22 protein-coding genes are annotated in these 19,836 nt (G+C 64.0%); 20 read left to right on the forward strand and 2 right to left on the reverse strand.

Features of this window, described 5'->3' with window-relative positions:
- Positions 1-108: 108 nt before the first annotated feature.
- From def to glpX, 4 genes are read left to right on the forward strand one after another with little or no spacing between them, the layout of a single operon-like run.
- Entirely contained in the window at positions 109-627 is a 519-nt protein-coding gene (gene def / locus HGB10_00665; protein ID NTU70325.1) for a peptide deformylase, read from the forward strand.
- A gap of 26 nt (positions 628-653) precedes the next feature.
- Entirely contained in the window at positions 654-1,589 is a 936-nt protein-coding gene (locus tag HGB10_00670) for a methionyl-tRNA formyltransferase (GenBank protein NTU70326.1), read from the forward strand.
- Positions 1,589-2,950: an antitermination protein NusB gene (locus HGB10_00675; protein ID NTU70327.1), complete on the forward strand. Its 1,362-nt coding sequence runs from the start codon at positions 1,589-1,591 to the stop codon at positions 2,948-2,950. Before HGB10_00670 ends, HGB10_00675 begins: the two co-directional genes overlap by 1 nt.
- Before the next feature lie 47 nt (positions 2,951-2,997).
- The gene (gene glpX / locus HGB10_00680; protein NTU70328.1) at positions 2,998-3,963 is read left to right on the forward strand and encodes a class II fructose-bisphosphatase; all 966 of its coding nucleotides are present in this window, start codon (positions 2,998-3,000) and stop codon (positions 3,961-3,963) included.
- Between the two features lie 138 nt (positions 3,964-4,101).
- Here the strand turns inward: glpX and HGB10_00685 are convergent, their stop codons facing one another.
- Complete coding sequence (locus HGB10_00685) at positions 4,102-4,356, reverse strand: FmdB family transcriptional regulator (protein ID NTU70329.1); 255 nt, start codon at positions 4,354-4,356, stop codon at positions 4,102-4,104.
- 105 nt (positions 4,357-4,461) lie between these two features.
- Between HGB10_00685 and HGB10_00690 the strand changes: the two genes are divergently transcribed.
- The 4 genes from HGB10_00690 to HGB10_00705 all read left to right on the forward strand — a co-directional run bounded on the left by HGB10_00690 (position 4,462) and on the right by HGB10_00705 (position 9,473).
- On the forward strand, positions 4,462-6,039 hold the full coding sequence (locus HGB10_00690) for a PASTA domain-containing protein (protein ID NTU70330.1): 1,578 nt from the start codon (positions 4,462-4,464) through the stop codon (positions 6,037-6,039).
- Between the two features lie 219 nt (positions 6,040-6,258).
- A complete protein-coding gene (gene thiT / locus HGB10_00695) occupies positions 6,259-6,861 on the forward strand; it encodes an energy-coupled thiamine transporter ThiT (GenBank protein ID NTU70331.1) in 603 nt (200 codons plus the stop codon).
- Complete coding sequence (locus HGB10_00700) at positions 6,858-7,538, forward strand: thiamine diphosphokinase (protein ID NTU70332.1); 681 nt, start codon at positions 6,858-6,860, stop codon at positions 7,536-7,538. Before thiT ends, HGB10_00700 begins: the two co-directional genes overlap by 4 nt.
- Positions 7,539-7,589: 51 nt before the next feature.
- Positions 7,590-9,473, forward strand: a complete 1,884-nt coding sequence (locus tag HGB10_00705; protein NTU70333.1) for a GAF domain-containing protein — start codon at positions 7,590-7,592, stop codon at positions 9,471-9,473.
- Positions 9,474-9,491: 18 nt separating this feature from the next.
- Here HGB10_00705 and HGB10_00710 read toward each other — a convergent pair whose 3' ends face one another.
- On the reverse strand, positions 9,492-9,680 hold the full coding sequence (locus HGB10_00710; protein NTU70334.1) for a 50S ribosomal protein L28: 189 nt from the start codon (positions 9,678-9,680) through the stop codon (positions 9,492-9,494).
- Between the two features lie 198 nt (positions 9,681-9,878).
- Between HGB10_00710 and HGB10_00715 the strand changes: the two genes are divergently transcribed.
- From HGB10_00715 to HGB10_00770, 12 genes are all read left to right on the forward strand, one after another.
- Positions 9,879-10,094, forward strand: coding sequence for a DUF1858 domain-containing protein (locus tag HGB10_00715; protein NTU70335.1), 216 nt, complete (start codon positions 9,879-9,881; stop codon positions 10,092-10,094).
- 3 nt (positions 10,095-10,097) lie between these two features.
- The gene (locus HGB10_00720; GenBank protein NTU70336.1) at positions 10,098-10,451 is read left to right on the forward strand and encodes an Asp23/Gls24 family envelope stress response protein; all 354 of its coding nucleotides are present in this window, start codon (positions 10,098-10,100) and stop codon (positions 10,449-10,451) included.
- 15 nt (positions 10,452-10,466) lie between these two features.
- Positions 10,467-12,089, forward strand: coding sequence for a DAK2 domain-containing protein (locus tag HGB10_00725; protein ID NTU70337.1), 1,623 nt, complete (start codon positions 10,467-10,469; stop codon positions 12,087-12,089).
- Between the two features lie 28 nt (positions 12,090-12,117).
- Positions 12,118-12,972 (forward strand): DegV family protein, encoded by an 855-nt coding sequence (locus HGB10_00730; GenBank protein NTU70338.1) that lies wholly within the window; start codon positions 12,118-12,120, stop codon positions 12,970-12,972.
- Between the two features lie 6 nt (positions 12,973-12,978).
- Positions 12,979-15,087: an ATP-dependent DNA helicase RecG gene (gene recG, locus HGB10_00735; protein ID NTU70339.1), complete on the forward strand. Its 2,109-nt coding sequence runs from the start codon at positions 12,979-12,981 to the stop codon at positions 15,085-15,087.
- Positions 15,084-15,668, forward strand: a complete 585-nt coding sequence (rsmD, locus tag HGB10_00740) for a 16S rRNA (guanine(966)-N(2))-methyltransferase RsmD (protein NTU70340.1) — start codon at positions 15,084-15,086, stop codon at positions 15,666-15,668. Before recG ends, rsmD begins: the two co-directional genes overlap by 4 nt.
- Positions 15,665-16,156 carry a pantetheine-phosphate adenylyltransferase gene (coaD, locus tag HGB10_00745; protein ID NTU70341.1) on the forward strand — a complete coding sequence of 164 codons (492 nt, stop codon included), beginning with the start codon at positions 15,665-15,667 and terminating at the stop codon, positions 16,154-16,156. The genes rsmD and coaD overlap by 4 nt, the downstream gene beginning before the upstream one ends.
- 13 nt (positions 16,157-16,169) lie before the next feature.
- Positions 16,170-16,643: an ATPase gene (locus HGB10_00750; protein ID NTU70342.1), complete on the forward strand. Its 474-nt coding sequence runs from the start codon at positions 16,170-16,172 to the stop codon at positions 16,641-16,643.
- A gap of 42 nt (positions 16,644-16,685) precedes the next feature.
- A complete protein-coding gene (locus tag HGB10_00755) occupies positions 16,686-17,228 on the forward strand; it encodes a DUF177 domain-containing protein (GenBank protein NTU70343.1) in 543 nt (180 codons plus the stop codon).
- A 136-nt stretch (positions 17,229-17,364) separates the two neighbouring features.
- The gene (gene rpmF / locus HGB10_00760; GenBank protein NTU70344.1) at positions 17,365-17,541 is read left to right on the forward strand and encodes a 50S ribosomal protein L32; all 177 of its coding nucleotides are present in this window, start codon (positions 17,365-17,367) and stop codon (positions 17,539-17,541) included.
- 173 nt (positions 17,542-17,714) lie between these two features.
- On the forward strand, positions 17,715-18,713 hold the full coding sequence (gene plsX, locus HGB10_00765) for a phosphate acyltransferase PlsX (GenBank protein ID NTU70345.1): 999 nt from the start codon (positions 17,715-17,717) through the stop codon (positions 18,711-18,713).
- 117 nt (positions 18,714-18,830) lie between these two features.
- On the forward strand, positions 18,831-19,835 hold the full coding sequence (locus HGB10_00770) for a ketoacyl-ACP synthase III (protein NTU70346.1): 1,005 nt from the start codon (positions 18,831-18,833) through the stop codon (positions 19,833-19,835).
- Position 19,836 lies beyond the last annotated feature (1 nt).

A 19,836-nucleotide genomic window follows, 5' to 3' on the forward strand; every position in this document is an offset into this window, starting at 1 on the left:
ACCACGGCCGACCCATTCCGGACGCATCTGGCTGGTATGATTGCTGCAGTCATGTGCGTACGCATGGACGCGCTCGTTAACCGATCACAAGCGAAGGACTACTCTTCGATGGATGTGCTTACCCACCCCAGTCCCGCGCTCAAGCAGCACGCGGCGCCTGTCGACCCACAGAACGACAACAGTCTCGTCGACCTGTGTCGCACCATGGCGAAGGCCATGTACGAGGCTCCAGGCATCGGCATTGCGGCGCCTCAGATCGGTGTGCTCAAGCGCGTGATCGTGTACGACCTCGAGGACGAGGGCAACCCGATCGCCTTGTGCAACCCGCGGATCATTGAGACCGGCGACGAACTCGAGGTCGACGACGAGGGCTGTCTCTCGCTTCCGGGAATCACGGTCGCGGTCGAGCGTCCCGTACGGGTGGTCTGTGAGGCCGTCAGCATGAAGGGGTCGCCCGTCGTCTTGGAGGCGGAGGGGCTGCACGCACGCCTGCTCCAGCACGAGATCGATCATCTCGACGGTGTGCTGATCATCGATCGTGCCACCGCCGAGGAGCGAAAGGCGGCGCTGCGGCGCTACCGCGAGGCGCGAGATGCCGGCGCGCAGCCGGGCGACGTGTCGATCTGACGCCACTGAGCACAGGGGGAACAGGAATGCGCGTCGTCTTCATGGGCACGCCGACTTTCGCCGTACCGACGCTTGAGTCACTCGCCGAAAACCACGAGGTTGTTGCCGTCTACACTCGACCCGATGCCGCGTCCGGCAGAGGGCGTGCTGTTCGCCCGTCTGCAGTGAAGGAAGCCGCCCTCTCGGCAGGGCTGCCGGTCGTGCAGCCGTCGTCTCTCAAGGCGCCCGAGGTCGTCGAAGCGCTCGCGAGTCTGACCCCGGACGTCCTTGTGGTCGCGGCGTACGGTGCGATCCTTCCGCAAACCGTGTTGGATGTGGCCGTACACGGCGCGATCAACGTGCACGCCTCGCTCCTGCCCCGTTGGCGTGGCGCTGCGCCGATCCAGCGGGCCATCCTCGCGGGCGATGAGCTGGCTGGCGTCTCCATCATGCGTATGGAGGCCGGCCTCGATACAGGGCCGTACTGCTCTCAGGCGTCCGTCACGATCGGTGAGGCGGATTCAGACGACCTTTCCCACCAGCTCGCAATGCTCGGTGCCCGTGAACTCACTGCGTGCCTTGCGAAACTCGGCTCACCTGAACTCACGTGGGTCGAGCAGGACGAGTCGCTCGTCACGTACGCCGAGAAGATCTCGAAGGGCGACGTGTTGATCGAGCCCGAGATGAGCGCACCGGATGCGTTGCGCAGAGTGCGGGCATCCTCGGACGCGGCTCCATGCCGCATCTCGATCACAGGACGGCCCGTGACTGTTCTCTCGGCACGCATGATCGAAACGCCGGTTGATCATGATCTCGCGGCGCCCGGCGCAGTCCGTGCATCCAAGGAGGGACTCGTGATCTCCCTGCAGGGCGGCTCACTGCTTCTTGAACGCATCAAGCCTGATGGGAAGAGGTCGATGGCGGCGGCCGACTGGGCACGAGGCCTGCAACAGGGTTCGAGTCTCACCTGGACCGGTGCCTGATGCCGGCATCGGCAGCGCGCAAGCTCGCGAGAGAGGTTCTGACCCGAGTTCGGGAGTCGCAGTCGTACGGCCACGAGGTGCTGTCTGCCGCGCTGGGTCGTACGAGCCTTTCGGCTGAGGACGCCTCGTTCGCCACTCGGCTCGCTTACGGCGCGCTACAGACCAGCGGCACACTCGATGAAATCATCGACCGCTGCCACACCGGCAAGCGCCTTGAGCCGCGGATCAGAGACGCGCTTCAGGTTGCCACCTACGAGATCGTGTTCCTGCACACCGAGGATCGAGCTGCAGTCCATCAAGGCGTGGAGTTGGTCAAGACCGTTCGTCCCCAGGCCTCGGGACTCGCCAACGCGGTCCTGCGCCGCGTCGCCCAGGAAGCGCCCGCGTTCCCATGGGGCGATCCTGCGCATGACGATGCAGCACTGGCCAGACTGAACGCCCATCCCGAGTGGATTGCAGCCCTTTGGATCGCGGAGCTCGGACGCGACACTGCCGCACTGACGATGGACGCCGACAATCAACCGGCTCCGCTGTTCCTGGCCGCGAACCCGTTCCGCTCATCACTCGACGAGGTGGTGCTCCTGCTCGAGCAGGAGCACGCGAAGCCGTCGCGGTGTCCGGTGAAGGGCTGCCTCAGAGCCAGCGAGGCGGGGCACGCCGTCCGCGGCGCCACGCTGGCCTCCGGCAAGGCTATTGCCGTTGACGCCGCGGCACAACTTGTCGCTCGTCTTGTTGCGCCGGCTCCGGGGTCCACAGTCGTGGAGATCGGCGCGGGCAGGGGCACCAAGACGCTGCTCATGCAGTCCGCAGCGGTTGCCGCAGGCGGCAGCTGCCAGCTCCACACCATTGACAACCACGACTTCAAGACACGTCTGCTGGCAGAGCGGATGAGGAAGCTCGGGGTGCCCGGCGTGATGGCGCACACTGCTGATGCCACCGACATCGTTGCGGTTTCGGCCTTGGTCGGACCAGGAACGGCCGATCGGGTGCTGATCGACGCACCCTGCTCGGGACTGGGTACATTGCGGCGCCATCCGGAGAAGAGATGGCGCGTCACGCCAGAAGATGTAGCCGCGCTGGCAGCACTCGGATCGCGTCTTTTGGCGACCGCGGCGACCCTTGTTCGTCCCGGAGGTTTCGTGGTGTACTCCACCTGCACGCTTGCGAACCAGGAGAACTCCGACGTCGTGAGCGCGTTCTTGGCGAGTGAGCAGGGGAGAGGGTTCGCGCTTGATACCGTGCGCGCGGATGTCCCGGACGAGTGGCAGCACTGCGTTGCGTCCGAGGGTTGGTTCCAGTCCATTCAAGAACCCGACGGACCTGACGGGCATTTTGCCGCCCGTCTTGTACGGCTCAGGTAGTCCGGCACCGTCCGCACCACGCTTGCGGACGTCACGAGGGAGGCAACATGCGCAACACCCGTATCGTTGAGATGCTCGAGGTCACCGAGGCCGCCGCGCTGGCGGCAGGTCGCTGGATGGGTAAAGGCGATAAGCACGCGGCGGACGACGCTGCTGTCGAGGGCATGCGGGCCGCGTTCAACGACGTCGACATCTCGGGCACCATCGTCATCGGAGAGGGCGAACGCGACGAGGCGCCAATGCTCTATATCGGCGAGAAGGTCGGTCGTGGCGGAGAGGCCATCGACATCGCGGTCGATCCGTTGGAGGGCACCAACCTCACCGCGTACGGCCAGTCCAACTCGCTTGCGGTCTTGGCATTCGCGCCTCAGGGCACGCTGCTCCACGCGCCCGATACCTATATGAACAAGATCGCCGTCGGCCCCGAAGCGGCCTCGGCGGTACACATCGACGCATCACCCACCGAGAACATTCGTAACGTCGCGAAGGCGCTGAAGCGCGACGTTGAGGATCTCGTCGTATGCATTCTCGAGCGTGACCGGCACGTCGACCTGATTCGGGAAGTACGAGAGGCGGGCGCCCGCATTCGACTCATCTCCGACGGCGACGTCTTCGGAGCAGTCGCAACCGCCATCGAGGGCACGGGCATCCATCTCTATTTGGGAATCGGCGCAGCTCCTGAGGGTGTCTTGGCGTGTACCGCCATGAAGTGCATCGGCGGCTGCTTCATGGGCCGCTTCGCATGGCGCAGCCCGGAGGAGAAGGCCCGCGCGGTCGAGATGGGCACGCCGCTTCTCGACGGCATCCTGACCATGGACGACCTGGTCGCTACAGATGAAGCCGCCTTCATAGCGACCGGTGTCACCGACGGCGAGATGCTGCGTGGCGTCAAGTACTTCGGCTCCGGATCGCGCACCAACTCGGTCGCGATGGATGCAAGCTCCAAGACCGTGCGTTTCACCGACACGATCTACCGCACCGGCACCGAGAAGTTCTGGGTCCGGATGGACTAGCTCCGGTCAGCCCTTCGGGAATCGGCCCCGAGTCGCTCGCGTGTCCTGCCCCGCCTGTTTCACCGCCGAGAAATGAAGAGGACCCCATTACGGGGTCCTCTTTGTGTTGCAGGAGCGGTATGTCGAGAGTGGACGGAGCTAGTCGCCCGCAGAAGCGCAGCCAGCACATGAACCTGAGTCGGCTGCAGGACAAGAAGGCGCCTCCGATGGTGGCTTCGGGCGGTAGTCGGTGTTGTGGAAGCCCGTACCCTTGAACGCGACCCCAACAGGCGTGAATACGCGGGTCGCTTCGCAGCCGCACTCAGGACAGGAGACATCGTCTGTCGAGCCCATTGAACGCGTGATTTCGAATTCGGTATCGCACGCCTTACAGCGAAAGTCATAAGTAGCCATCGCTCTTGAGTACTCCTTCAACCCACATGCGGACGGGACGAACCTTCACAAAAGCAGCATACATGCCAGCCCGATGGCCGCATCGCATCGTATACACTAGTCGGTATGGACAAGACGCCTGAACCCACGTCGCTCTTCGGCGACGCATTTGATGACGATACGCCCGCCACCCCACCTTCTCCAGCAATCGACGCTGGATCCGGGGCGCTCGTCCCACCCTCGCAGGACTCACCGTTCTTCAGCACCGAACCCTCGGCGAGCGACACGTCTTCGGCGGACACTCCGCCCGAGGCCGCGCCTCCCGCGCAGGATGAGCCCGTTGCCGCAGGGAGCGACACTGCGGTTCACGAGGACGCGCTGGCGGAATCACCCGCACCGGACGCACCGCCCGGACCCAAGACCGTCGGCTCCGTCGACGAGATGGATGCGTGGCTCTCGCAGGCCGGAGACGCGCCGGGTTCCTCGGCATGGTCACCGACCGATGCCGAGGCGGACGATGCGATGGCAGCGTGGCTTGCTGCAGCTCCCAACGCGGTCCCGGCAGAAGAGGGCCCGGTGCTCGTCGAAGGGGGTCGGCTCGATCGCATTCGGCCCAAGCGCAAGCCGCTTGTGCCGCGCTGGCTCGTGTGGGTGTTGCTCGCTGTGCTACTCGTCGGCGGTGCTACCGCGGGTGTCGCGGCGTTTGTAGCCGCTCGGTCACGCGTCCAGGTTCCTACCGTTGCCGGCCTTCAAACGCAGGAGGCTAAGGAACGCCTGGCGACAGTCGGACTCAAGCTCACGGTGTCGGATCGCAGATTCTCCACGCTGCCGGTCGACACCATACTGTCGCAGTCACCGGAGACCGGCTCGGAGCTGAGGCGGGGTGGGACCGTGACGGTCGTGGTTTCCGCGGGCACGGAAGAGTTCACGATGCCGGATGTAGTCGGCCAGGGGCTTACCCTCGCAAAGAGCCAGCTTGAGCAAAAGGGCCTGGAGGTCCAGGTCGAGTCCCAGCTCTCGGACCAGCCGAGTGACACGGTTCTCTTCACGAACCCTGCTGCCGGAGCGGCAGTTCACACCGGGGACATCATCAAGATCACGGTGGCAACGGGCACCACGGCGTCAACGACTACCTCGGCGACGCTGGTTCCCTTCTCGCTCAACGGCGTGAAGATCACTCTCGACCCGGCGCCACCAATCGCCGGTCAGCCCGATACAGCCCTTGAAGTCACTCGCCGACTGCAGTCACTTCTGGAGGCATCCGGAGCGACTGTGCGCACGACCAGATCGATCACGGATACCGGGACCACGGGTTCGGCGACCGCGCGACAGCTTCGAGCAAAGGAAGGCTCGCCCACTGTCGCCGTTGGTTTCGACATTATTGCGTCAGGCGCGCCCGGTATGGCCCTTGCGTACCCGAACTCGACGGTGGCGCCCACCATCGCGACTGCCTCGCAGAACCTCTCTTCGCAGATCACCTCCGCGTTGGCGGGACAGGGGATGACCTCCCGTCAGGCCGCAGGCAACTCCGACGTTGTGCTTTCCGTCACGGGATCGCCATACACCCGGCTCACACTCGGATCCACTGCATCGCGTGAGGATCTCGCCAGCTTCAAGGACCCGGCATGGGCCGACAAGGTTGCGAGGGCTGTGTATCAGGGCATAGCGAGCGTGTTCGGCGTCCGAAACCCCGCAGTTCCGTAGGCGGTAACCCAGCGACGTGGTCGGTTGCGTTCACGTGATCCCCGGGGGACAATCAGACGACAAATGAACACCGTGTCGGGAGCTGCCGGAATGCGGCGGCTGAGAGGCGACGGCAACGTCGCGACCGAGATGACGGTTCCGGTAATGCGGGGCCTGCACGACGGATTGACGCCTCGAGCGTCCGTTCGCCGCTAAGCTCGGAGTACCCTCGGCACCTCGATGAGGAGAGAGCGCGTGCGATCGCAAAGAACTCGGATTCTCGTTGAAATTGCGCTGTGCGTTGCACTCAGTGCCGTGCTCAGTGTCATCGCCGTCAGGCTGCCTATCAACTTCGCCGGCGGCACCATTTCGCTATCGATGGTGCCGATTCTCGTGCTGGCGCTGCGTCGCGGAGTCGTGCCCGGTGTGGTTGCCGGAGTGTTGTTCGGCTGCGTCGACTACCTCATTGAGCCCTTCTTCGTCGCGCCGATACAGGTGCTTCTGGACTACCCGCTGGCGTTTGGTGCAGTCGGGCTCGCAGGTCTGGGAAGCTCGCTGTACCTGTCCGCTCTCGGCACGGGCCGAGGCCGGGCCACTGCTGTCGGCATCCCATTCATCATCCTTGGTGGGACGGGTAGATTCCTCGCGGCATGGACATCCGGAATGGTCTTCTTCGGCCAGAACGCACCGACGGGTCAACCCATCTGGCTCTACTCGGCGATCTACAATCTGGGCTACATCGTTCCGTCAATTGCACTCTCAATCGCGGTTGCGAGCGTCGTGTTGCCCGCCATCGAGCGCGCCGTGCCTTCACCCCTCAGCACCGAACACGGCGCGACATGAACGCGCTCCTCATCTGTTCGGCGGGCGAAGACGGCCGGACGCCAGCGCTTATCGAGCGCCTCTGCGTCGGTCATGACCTCACCATCGCCGTCGACGGTGGCGCCGATCTGTGTCTTGAAGCGGGGGTGACGCCCGACCTCCTCGTCGGCGACCTGGACTCCGCGACGCCCCTCGCAGTAGATCGCTTGGCGAGTCTCGGCGTGCCCGTTACGCGATTCCCCTCCGAGAAGGATGCCACCGATCTTGAGCTGGCGATCGTCGAGGCTCGACGGCTCGGCGCGACCGCCATCACGGTCACGGCGGTCTCTGGGGGACGCCTCGACCACGGGATGGGTGCACTCGCGGCCCTCGCAGGGGCCGCGGACATGTCGCCACGCATCATCGAACCTGGCATGACTGCGTGGGTGCTCGACGGGCGCGGTGAGCGCGGGGTGCGCCTGAAGGGGAGAGGTGCCACCGTCTCGATCATCGCGTGGGGTGGGGTGGCGCTCGTATCGGCCAGTGGACTGAGGTGGCCGCTGTCGCGAGCAGAGCTTGGACCTGAGACCGCGCGTGGCATCAGCAACCTCATCGCTGGCGACGACAGAGCTGAGGTGCAGGTTCACCAAGGTACCGTGATAGTGATGTCTCCCGAGACATCGGTTCCGGCGGCCGTCTTCTCCGCCAGCCGAGGGTAGAGCAGCGTATACTCCGAACGACTGGAGCGCTCGGCAGACTGGGCTGCGCACATGAATCGCTCGTTACGTCACTCGATAGCCGCACTCATCGTTGGCACCATCGCCTGTGGTGCCCTTGCGGTTGTTGCACATTCGCAGGTACTCGCAGTCGTAGCGGCGTGTTTCGCCGCAATCGCGGTCGTGGCGATGTTTGCGGCATCGACGCAGTCGGTCCAGCCTGCATTTGCGGTGGCGGCTGGGGATGTGGAGCCGTCAGTGGGTCTGGATGCTCGCCGAGAAGCCTTCTCGGCGCTACCTCCATCCGATTCCGGTGTCGACAATGACGCTGTGGCGTCCGACGATCCGCCGGTCGTCGAGGAGGTCGCCCAGCACCACGTGTCCCCTGTACGACTTCCTGCCGCGTTGCGCACGCCGGAGGTGCTCTCAGCACTGCTGGAGTCCGCAGGGGCAGCCGGCAACGTGCTCAGCGCCCATCTGTGGCTGGATGACCCGGCCACGTCCACGTTACGCTTCGTCGAGTCCGTGGGCGATGTCAGCCCCGCGCAGACGCCTATTCCCTCCACCAGTGGCCTCGCCAAGCTCGCGCTTGATACACCGGCCGGGGCGCTTGCAACCATTGAGGGTGGTCATGAATGGGACCCAACTCGTCCTGAGTGGCGCTATGCGCTCGCGTTGGACGATACGGACGTTCGTGGGATGGCGTTCGTTGACTTCTCCGGCCCCGAGCAACCTAACCGTGAGGATATCGAGTCGGCCATGGCGACCCTTCGTGGATCGCTCGCCGGGGCCCTGGTCGTTCACGTCGCACGGCTCGAAGCTCGTGCGGCCAAGATGCTCACGCGCGCCTGTGCCCAGCTTGCAACGATTCTCGACCCCGACGATGTTCTGGCCACCGCCCTTGACCGTGCCATGCAACTGTCCTCGGCCCAGACGGGCAGCATTATGCTCCTTGATGAGCCGACGCACCGGATGCACATCGCTGCGGCCCGAGGCCTTCCCGACGACATCGTCATCAACACCGACGTCGCCGAAGGCGACGGGATTGCCGGCTGGGTTCTAGCGAGTCAGCAGCCCGTCGTAATCGAGGACCTCAAGGATGCAGGAGTCAGGAGCCGTCGCCACGGGATCCGCTCGGCGGTGTGCGTTCCGCTTGCCGATGAGGAGTCGGTGCTGGGCGTGCTGTGCGTCGGCAGTGCGGTGTTTCACGCCCGCCTATCCGCCCGCCACCTTGAGTCCTTGCAGGCTCTTGCGCGTGTGGTGGTGGCATCCTTGCGACGGGCGTGGACCTCGCATGAGTCCAAGGATCTCTACTTCGATACGCTTCGGTCGCTCTCTGTCGCGCTCGAGACTCGCGACCCGTACGCCCGCGGTGGAACGGACCGGGTCGTTGAGTTGTGCGAGGCAATGTCAGCGTACTACGGCCTGTCGGCAGACGATGCAGCCGCACTGCGCATCGCGGCGATGCTGCGTGACGTCGGGATGTCTGCGACCGGAACCGTCGTGGGTGCGGCGGACCGCCCGCTCTCGACGTCGGAGTGGGCCATGCTCAAGCTCCACCCGATCATCGCCTCCGAGATTCTCGCCGAGTCGGCGTCCCTGCGTGATGTTCTGCCGCTCGTCTACCACCATCACGAGCACTTCGATGGCTCCGGGTACGTGGCGGGTCTGGCCGGCTCTGATATCCCGCTGGGTGCCCGGATCCTCGCCGTTGCTGATGCCTATGTGGCGATGACGTCACGCCGACCGTATCGACGAGGACTCTCTCACGCCGAGGCGGTTGTGGAGCTGGAGCGGCGCTCAGGCTCGCAGTTCGACCCGCGTGCGGTGCGCGCACTTCTGCACGTGGTCGAGCAGTCCGGTGAGGCGGCGGCCGATGCATCGACCTTCGAGCCTGAAGACACGACGGCCGCCCCAGTGGGACGGCCGTCGGAGTGAATCGCTAGCGAAGAGCGGTTACGCGCGGGTGACCTTGCCGGCCTTCATGCACTTGGTGCACACGTTGACCTTCTTGACGTGACCCTTGATGACCGCGGTGACCTTCTGGATGTTCGGTCGGAACATACGGTTGGTGACACGGTGCGAGTGGCTGACGTTGCGTCCGGCCACCGGATGCTTGCCACAGACTGCGCAGACCTTCGACATCAGTAGACTCCTCGTTCGTTGCTCGGCCGACGAGTGATCGACCGTTCTCGTTTCTATCGGGTGCAAAACGCAGGCAATGCTACCACAGGCCTGTCGGAAGCAACAAGGGCTCGGCGCCTCGGCGCGTTGTCTTGAGCGGGTTGGCACCTCGGCTATACTTGCTCCATCGTCTGTCGAACGGCGAGGGGAGGGCGCGCTATGGACCGTATCACGCCGGACACGCTCATCAAGGATGTCCTCGCCTTCAAAGACGGTGCCGCTGACGTTTTTGATCGTCACGGGCTTGCTTGCCCGTCTTGTTTGGCGGCGGGAATGGAGAGCATCCGCGAGGTCGCTGTCATGCATGACGTTGCGGTCGGATCGTTGCTTGAAGACCTGAGCGCACTACCCGAGTCCGCATCCGAAGAGGAGTAGATGATGGCATCTCGTGTCGCCGGCACAGTCCAGATCGCCAACGACGTCCTGATGGATCTCGCGGGCTATGCGTGCTTGGAGAGCTACGGGGTCGTTGGTATGGCGAGTCCCTCACTCCGTGACGGAGTCGCTCAGTTGCTCCCGGCCGCTAAGCTGCGCAAGGGCATCAAGATCGTCACCGAGGAGGACGGCGTGCACGTGGACCTCTTCGTCGTCATCGAGTTCGGCACGAACCTGACGGAGGTCTCCCATAACCTCGCTGATAGGGTTCGATACGTACTGACCAACATGGCCGACGTGAAAGTGGCCACTGTCGATGTTCACGTCCAGGGCGTCAAAGTACGAAGCGCCCAGTGAACCGGAGCTGACCACATGACCACATCTCTCTACGCGACGCTCGTCTCGTCGGCCGCCGCGGCACTCAAAGAGCGCAAGGAAGAAGTCAACCGGCTCAACGTCTTTCCCGTTCCTGATGGAGACACCGGCACCAACATGTCCCTCACCATGGACGTGGTCGTCGCTGAGGTAGCGGCTCTGCCGGCAGATGCCGACACCGCCGCCGCGTGCCACGCGATCACCCACGGATCTCTCATGGGTGCACGCGGCAACTCCGGGGTAATCCTGAGCCAGATACTGCGGGGCTTGTGTGAGGGCATCGACGGTGCTGCCTCAGCAGACTCCGAGCTCCTCGCTACAGCGCTCGAGCGCTCCGTCACCGTCGCCTTTCAGGCCGTGCGCAAGCCGGTCGAGGGCACCATCCTCACCGTCCTGCGCGATGCGGCCACAGCCGCACGGCACGCCGCCGACCAGCACCTTGAGCTCTCCGACGCGCTTCGGCAGGTGTCGGCGGCTTCGTTCGATTCCGTACGCCGAACTCCTGAGCTTCTGCCCGTCCTCAAGGAGAACGGTGTCGTCGACGCCGGCGGTTTCGGGCTTGCGATTCTCATTGAGGGCTTTGTTGCCGCGGCGTTGGGCGAGAAGATCGCCATCGCTGACGTCTCTTCGTTGTCGGCGCCCATCCTGAGTGTCGATCCTGTCGACGACTGGGATGACGATGAGTACCTCTATTGCACGGAGTTCCTGCTGTTCGGTGAAGGTATCGACTCCGAGGCGGTCCACGACTACGTCGCTGGTGTCGGCGGTAGCGAGCTCGTCGTCGGATCAGGCGGCGAGTTCAAGGTTCACGTGCACACCAACGACCCGGGATCCGTGCTGGCCTATATGACCGGCATCGGCGAGGTTTCCGACGTTCACATCCACAACATGCGTCGGCAGTCACAAGATCGCGATGAGGGACTTGCCAAGGAGAAGTCGGCTGCAGCGCCCAAGGAGCTTAAGCCCGTCGGATTCGTTGCTGTTGCCGCCGGTGAGGGCCTCGCCGAGATTCTCGGTTCGCTCGGTGTCGATCTGGTCGTGAGCGGCGGCCAGACGATGAACCCTTCGACCAAGGACCTCGCGGACGCAATCGCACAGGTCCCGGCGAAGACGGTCATCGTGCTTCCCAACAACAAGAACATCATCATGGCTGCGCAGGCTGCGGCATCCGTTGCCCAGAAGCCGGTGGGCGTTGTGCCCACGACGTCGGTACCCCAAGCCTTCTCGGCGATGCTGGGCTACGACGGGGTCGAGGAAGATCCCGAGGCCATCGTCGCTGAGATGACCGAGGCTGCCCAAGCGGTGCGCACCGGTGAGGTTACGACCGCCGTCAAGGACGCCAAGGGTAAGGCTGGCGCTATCAAGGCCGGCCAGGTGATCGGCATCTCTGACCACGAGATCGAAATCGTCGGCGATGATGTGGCGTCCGTTGCTTCAGGACTCGCTACGCTTCTGTTGTCCGACGGCGCGGAGACTCTGACGCTTCTTGCCGGCGAAGATTTCGATGACGACTCGCTTGCCGCACTCGCCGACGCGATCGAGGCAGCGAATCCAGGCATCGACGTCGAAGCCCTGCGCGGCGAACAGCCGCTCTACCCGGTCCTCATGTCGGCAGAATAGCCGATCCAAACTTCAGGTAAGGAGACCCATGCCAGCCGTCGGAATCGTTACGGACAGCACGTGCGATCTGCCTCTTGAGATACTTGCGGGACTCAACGTGACGATGGTGCCGCTCACCGTCCATTTCGGCGACGAACACGTGCGCGACTGGATCGATCTCGATCCCAAGGCGTTCTATCCCAAGCTTGCGTCCTTCTCGGCGCTTCCCACCACATCGCAGCCTTCACCCGCTGATTTCACTGCGGCGTACGAGGCCCTGGCAGCTTCCGGGGTTGAGGAGATCGTCTCGATTCATCTGTCGGCTGCGCTATCCGGTACCTACGAGTCGGCGATGCTTGCCGCCAAGACCTCGCCGGTTCCGGTTCGCGTCGTGGACGGCAAGAAGGCGTCCCAGGCCACAGCGCTGATGGTCAAGGCCGCAGTCGAGGTCCGTGACGCTGGTGGGGAGGCTGCAGCTATCGAAGCTCGCGCGCTCGCTGTGTCCGCAGAGTGCAGACTGTTCTTCCTCCTGGACACGCTCGACAACCTGGTCAAGGGAGGCCGTGCTGGAAAGGCCGCCGGGCTCGCCGCCTCACTGCTCAACATCAAGCCCGTTCTCCGAGTGAACGACGACGGGATCATCGAGCCGTTCAAGAAGGTACGCGGCCGGCAGCAGGCTATCGCGGCTCTCGCCGAGCACGTCGCCTCGGACACGAAGGCGAACGGTCGTATGCGCATCGCCCTTCTCCATGCGTGCACTCCGACTGCGGCTGACGAGCTACGAGCAGCCATCACCGCCGCAGGTGCGGACGTCGCGTGGGAAGCAGATGGCGAGATCGGTGCGGTCATCGGTGTCTACACCGGCCCCGGAACCCTCGGCTGCACCTACTACCCGGCCAGCTAACTGCGAATGTGCCCCGACGCCCAGACTCGCGACCGGGCGTACCGGCTTGCCGCTCACGAGGCCCCCGTCGCCGACGCCAGGTTCGTCGACGGCACGCGTGCGGCCGCCCTGAGTAGACTCGGCATCTCGACCATCGGGGGGCTGCTTCGGCACTATCCGATGCGCTACCTCGACCTGACCGACGTCACCACGCTACGAGACGCTCGTTCCGGCAGTGAGGTCACCGTCGTTGGACGCGTGCACGAGGTCCGCGTCAAGAAGCCTCGTCCACGACTCACGATCACGGAGGTCGCAATCGTCGATGGCACCGGCGTGCTTCTCGGCGTGTGGTTCAACCAGCCCTACATTCAGCAACGGTTCGCTGCGGGAGACCGCGTTGCTTTCGCGGGCAAAGTGGAACTCGACTACGGCTTCAAGCAAATCAAGACCCCCTTCGTCGAGAAACTTGCCGCTGATCAAGACGATGCCGAGGCCGGCCGGGTTCTTCCGGTCCATCCGGCCACGGAGGGTCTGTCGACCGCATGGCTCAGGCGCCTTGTCGCCGCTGTGGTCGATGACTACTCAGATGTCTGCGACCACATACCCGCAGCGCTTAGGTCGCGCCGTGGGCTGGTGCCACTCCATGCCGCGCTGCGTGACGTGCACTTCCCGGCAACTCGCCACGATTCGGATGCGGCCAGGCTTCGGCTGACCTACGACGAGCTGCTACTACTTCAGCTCTACATGGGGATGCGTCGCCATAGTGTCACGCGCGAGCAGGCGGGCATCGCCCATCGGCTCGACGGGGCGGCGCTTGCGGCGCTTCGCGGAGCCATCCGTTTCGACCTGACCGGTGATCAGATAGCGGCGATTCATGAGGTTCTCTTCGACATGAGCGAACCGCGACCCATGAATCGGCTGCTGTTGGGCGATGTCGGCACGGGGAAGACAGTGATCGCTGCGCATGCGCTTGCGGTCGCTGCGGATGCCGGAGCTCAGGGCGCGATGATGGCTCCCACAGAGGTACTAGCCCAGCAGTACGCGAACGCTGTGGGCCCCCTTCTCGATGCCGCCAACGTGACGTGGGCCCTGCTCACGGGTTCGACGCCGGCAGCACAGCGTCGGGAGACACTCACACGGCTCGCTGAAGGGGAGCTCAGCGTCGCGTTCGGCACCCATGCACTCCTCGAAGACAGTGTGATGTTCAAGCGACTCTCTGTCGCCATCGTCGATGAACAGCACCGATTCGGCGTCAACCAGCGGCTCGGCCTCCGAGGCAAGGGTGCGAGTGCGGATCTGCTGGTAATGACCGCGACGCCCATCCCTCGTTCACTCGCGCTGACCCTCTACGGCGACCTTGAGCCTTCGTATCTACGCGAGAGGCCGAATTCGCGAGCACCGGTTCGCACGACGGTGCTGAAGCCGGCGCAGCGTGACCGCGCATACGAGCGGGTGCGGGCCGCCGTGCGCGCTGGTCAGCAGGCGTTTGTCGTGTGCGCACTGGTTGACGAGTCAGAGTCGGCCGCAGCCACCAAGGCCGCCAACCGCGAAGCGGAGCGCCTTAGCAGCCAGGTGTTCTCGGACCTGCGCGTCGGGCTGCTCACCGGGCGGATGCGCTCTGCGGAGAAGCTGCGCACGATGAGCGAGTTTCGGGACGGGGTCGTGGACGTGCTGGTGGCCACGACGGTGATCGAAGTCGGCATCGATGTGCCCAATGCGACGGTCATGATCATCGAGGATGCGGATCGATTCGGGCTCGCTCAGCTCCACCAGCTCCGAGGGCGAGTCGGTCGGGGAGAGGAGCCGGGCGAAGTCTACCTGCTTGCCGATCCTCGCTCGGCCGAGGGCAAGGAGCGCATGCAGGCCATCGCATCGACGGAGGATGGTTTCGCTCTCGCCGAACACGACCTGCGTCTTCGGGGTGAGGGTCACATCCTCGGCGACCGCCAACACGGCCTGCCGGCACTCCGGCTTGCCTCGGTCCTCGACCACGCTGAACTCATTGCACAGGCGCGTGCCGATGCCGTGGAGATCATCGATTCCGATCCGCACCTGACGTCACCGGAGCATCGGCCCTTGCTTGCAGAGACCAAGCGTGTGTATCGAGAGGCCTGGAAGTGGGTGAGTAGTGGATGAGGATCATCGCCGGCAGATTCAGAGGGCGTGTTCTCAAGGCACCAGCGGGCCTGACAACGAGGCCGACGACCGACAGGGTTCGTGAGGCCACGTTCAGCTCGATGACGTCCCTGGCAGGTGCGGACCTCGGCGGAGGTGCGGTATTCGACCCGTTCGCAGGGAGCGGCGCTCTCGCACTCGAGGCGCTCTCGAGGGGCTGTAGCCACGCTGTCATGGTCGAGCATGAGAAGACCGCGCTGGCAGCCGTGCGTGCCAACGTCGCGGCGCTCGGCGTCACGGGTGAGACCACCATCATCGCTGGTGACGCGCTTGTGTTGGCCCAGCGGGGCGCGCTCCCGAACGGTCCGTATTCGTTGCTTCTGCTCGACCCTCCATATAGACTTGACCCGGTTTCCGTTGTCGGATTCATCCGAGACCTTCTCGAGCATGGGTCGCTGACTGAGGAAGCGTTGATCGTGTGGGAGCACGCATCAAACGTCTCGGTCGACTGGCCTGATCAGATCGTGTTGGAGAAGACCAAGACGTACAACAAGACGCACGTCGATATCGCGACAGTGCGAGGGGGGCAGCACACCACGTGAAGCGCGCCATCGTTCCCGGCACCTTTGACCCGGTAACCTCCGGCCACCTCGACATCATCGAGCGTGCAGCTGGGCTGTTCGATGAGATTGTGGTCGGGGTCGCGTTCTCAAAGACCAAGAACGGTGGGCCCTTGTTCCCGGTTGAGGAGCGTGTGGGGTTCATCGAAACCGCGACTTCCCACCTCTCAAACGTGTCAGTCCGGGCTTTTGATACGCTATTGATAGAATTCGCTCATGAGGTGGGGGCGTCGGTGGCCGTGAAAGGGTTGCGGGCGATGACCGACTTCGAGCGCGAGTTCCAGATGGCCGCCTTGAACTGGCGACTCGACTCCAAGGTCGAGACACTGTTCATCATGGCCATCCCGGAGTACATGTTTCTTAGCTCGTCAGCGGTGAAGGAGATTGCCCGGCACGGTGGTTCCGCGCGTGGGCTTGTACCAGACGTCGTATGCGATGCGCTTGAGCGCAAGATGAACGAACCCCGCTAGGGAGGCAGCTTTCATGGACATCATGGCCCTGATCGACCGCATCGAAGAGATCGTTGATAACTCTCGGACCGTCCCGTTCCGTACGGGAACTCGCATGGTCGACCAGGAGAAGGTCTACGAGATCGTCGATGAGATCCGGGCGCAGTATCCGGACGAGCTCAAGCAGGCACGCTGGATCGTCAAGGAGCGCCAGGAGATGCTCGAGGAGGCCGAGAAAGAGGCTAACCGGGTTCTCGAGGACGCACGAGATCGCGCGCAGGCGCTCGCCAACGAGACAGAGGTCGTTCGTCTGGCCGAGGCGCAGGCTGCGGACATCCTTGACAAGGCCCGCACCCAGGAACGTGAGATTCGCCTGGGCGCAGAGGACTACGCCGACGAGATGCTCGCGAATCTCGAGGTCAACCTCGGCAAGCTTCTCACCGCTGTGCAGCGTGGCCGTGATCGGCTCCAAGGCAAGCTCGGTGGCGGCGGTGGGCAGCGCCAGTAGCGCACCTGCGCTCCTGTCCGCCCGCGTCGTGAGGCCAACACCATGGAGTCCTACCCGGTCGAGATAGCAGGCATCCTCGACACGCTCGGTGAGAGCATCAGCGTGTCCGATACGCTCACACTCACGGAGCTCGACGTCGGCGACGAGCACTTCGCGCTGACCGAGCCGATATCCTTCACCGTCACCCTCACCAACGGCGGTACGGGCGTCGTTGCACTCGGCACTGTGGTGGCGAATGCCGTCGCTACGTGCGCACGATGCCTCATCGAGTTCCCACTGGTCATCGAGGCCGACGTCGACGGCTATTTCGTGCACCCCGGCGATACTGAGAACATCCCCGAGGAGCAGGACTTTGCGGAGATCGGCGCTGAAGGCTTCGTCGACATCCTCCCGGAGATCATGAGCGCGCTGGTTCTTGAAGCGCCCTTCGCGCCGCTGCACGCCGACGACTGTGCGGGAATCTGCCCGGAGTGCGGTGCTGACATGAACACCGAGCCGTGCGGCTGCGACGAGGAGCCCGATTCCGACAATCCCTTCGCCTCGCTGGGGGACCTGCTCACTGCTCCGGCAGCCGACGAGGATTAGGTCGGCTGTACACATCCGCATTTGCCCGTGGTATCATCGTCGCTCGTGCGACCGGACACGGTCGGCGAATGACATTGAGATGACGCACGCAGCCCTTAACCGTGCTGACGTGCCAAGCGGAAGGATCTGAAGGTAGATGGCTGTTCCGAAGCGAAAGACCGGCCGGTCGAAGACCAACTCGCGCCGTTCCTCTCACGTCCTCGAGGCTCCGGCCAAGTCGACGTGCCCGCAGTGCCACGAAGTCAAGCTTCCGCACCGCGTATGCGGCAACTGTGGCTACTACAACGGCAAGGAAGTCGTCGAGACCGATTAGTCGGACCCGACGAGTGAGACTGCGGTCGTCGAGGCCTGCAGTCACCCCTCTAGACGCGTGACACGGTCGGCGTGCCCACAGGTGCGCCGACCGTTTCGTGTGCCGCACCATGATCAGAGGGCCACTTGGTAGAATGCGCTCGCGATCATCACGTCGATTTCTGAGGAGTTCACATGTCGGAGCGGACCGTACGCGTCGTAGTCGACGCCATCGGTGGGGACTTCGCCCCCGGTCGCATACTCGGTGGGGTTGAGCGGGCCGTTGGCTCGCTCGCCGATGTCGTCATCGTGCTCACCGGGCCCGCAGACGTCGTTGAGCCGTTCGCCGCTCGATTCCCCGGTCGTGTTGAAGCGGTGTCGACCACAGAGGTCATCGGCATGGATGAGCATCCGGCGAATGCGGTGCGATCCAAGAAGGACTCCTCTATCGTCGTGGGTGCGAGGCTCGTTCGTGAGCGGACCGCCGATGCCTTCTTCTCGGCGGGATCGACCGGCGCAGCCATGGCGGCTGCAACGCTGATCATGGGCCGCATCAAGGGTGTCAGTCGTCCTGCCATCGCCACGGTTCTACCGACCGTCGGTCCGCCGTGTGTGTTGCTCGACGTGGGCGCCAACGCCGACTGCAAACCCGAGAACCTCCTGCAATTCGCCGAGATGGGGGAGGCCTACGCCAACGTCGTGCTCGACATCACGTCCCCACGGGTCGCGTTGCTCAACATCGGCGAGGAGGCAACGAAGGGCTCCGTGCTGGCACAGGATGCCCACGCTCTCCTCGCAGCGGCACTGCCGTCCTTTATCGGAAACATCGAGGGACGCGACGTGTTGACCGGCGCTGCAGACGTCATAGTGACCGACGGTTTCACCGGCAATGTCGCGCTCAAGCTGCTTGAGGGTACGAGCAAGGTACTGCTCGGGCAGGTCAAGGACGCGATGATGGCGAACATGCTCACCAGGCTCGCAGCGGCGACACTCAAGCCGGCCATGGTCGATCTCAAGCGCCGTTTGGACCCCGATACCTACGGTGGCGCCCCGCTCCTCGGAGTCGATGGGGTGTGCATCATCGGTCATGGCTCGTCGGGCGAGGTCGCTGTGGAGAACGCCATTCGCGTCGCCGCGCAGGCCGTCCGCGGGAACCTCACCGGTCGCATCGCAGAAGCAGTCGCGACAAACTAGACTGAGCGGTACTTCTTTGAGGGAAGACACACAGGTAGACTGCCCCGATACTTGCGGCCCAGGGCGTGCAACCACGCCTTCGCACCGCACTTGATACAAGGAGACACCACGCACCTCATGACACGACACGCGACGATCATAGGCACCGGCTCGTACCTGCCCGAACGGGTCATGACCAATGCCGAGCTCGAGACCATGGTCGACACATCCGACGAGTGGATCCGAAGCCGCAGCGGCATCGCCGAGCGGCGGGTCGTTGCCGAGGGCGACACGTGTTCGGATCTTGCTGCGCGCGCAGCCCGGATTGCCATGGATCGCGCCGGTGTTGGCCCCGACGACATCGACTTGCTGCTCTTGGGCACCACGAGTCCCGACTACATCATGCCGTCCACCGCGTGCGTTACGCAGGCCAAGCTCGGCCTCACGTGCCCTGCCGTCGATTTGATGGCAGCTTGCTCGAGCTGGATCTACGGTCTTCAGTACGGCACTGCGGTCATCGAATCCGGCCGAGCGAACAAGGTTCTCGTCATCGGGACCGAAGCGCTCACCCGCTATATCGACTTCACCGACCGTTCGACGTGCGTGCTCTTCGGTGATGGCGCCGGCGCGGTTGTCTTGGGCGTCAGCGAGGAACCGGGCATCGAGTCGATCGTGCTCGGGGCCGATGGGACCGGCGCAGAGCACTTGATCATGCCCGCCGGTGGCGCGACTCAGCCGATAACCCACGAACTGATCGACGATCATCAGCAGTACGTGAAGATGAATGGCAGTGAGGTGTTCAAGTTCGCGGTACGGGTGATTCCGCGCGCGACGAACGAGGTTCTTGAAGCCTCCGGCCACACCCTCGACGACCTGCGCTGGCTCGTGCCGCATCAGGCGAATCAGCGCATCATCCAGACGATCGAGGAGCGGCTGGGGATTGAGGATGAGCGTGTGTACTGCAACTTGGCACACACCGGAAACACCTCGTCTGCGTCGATACCGATGGCCCTGGACGACCTGTATACTAGCGGGCGACTCGCGCCCGGCGACCTGCTTGCGCTCGTCGGATTCGGCGCGGGCCTCACGTGGGGCGCCGCCGTGATTCGTTGGACGATGTCTGTACCGAACGAGGAGGCATAGG

It is taken from the genome of Coriobacteriia bacterium (genome assembly GCA_013334745.1).
Classification (GTDB): domain Bacteria; phylum Actinomycetota; class Coriobacteriia; order Anaerosomatales; family JAAXUF01; genus JAAXWY01.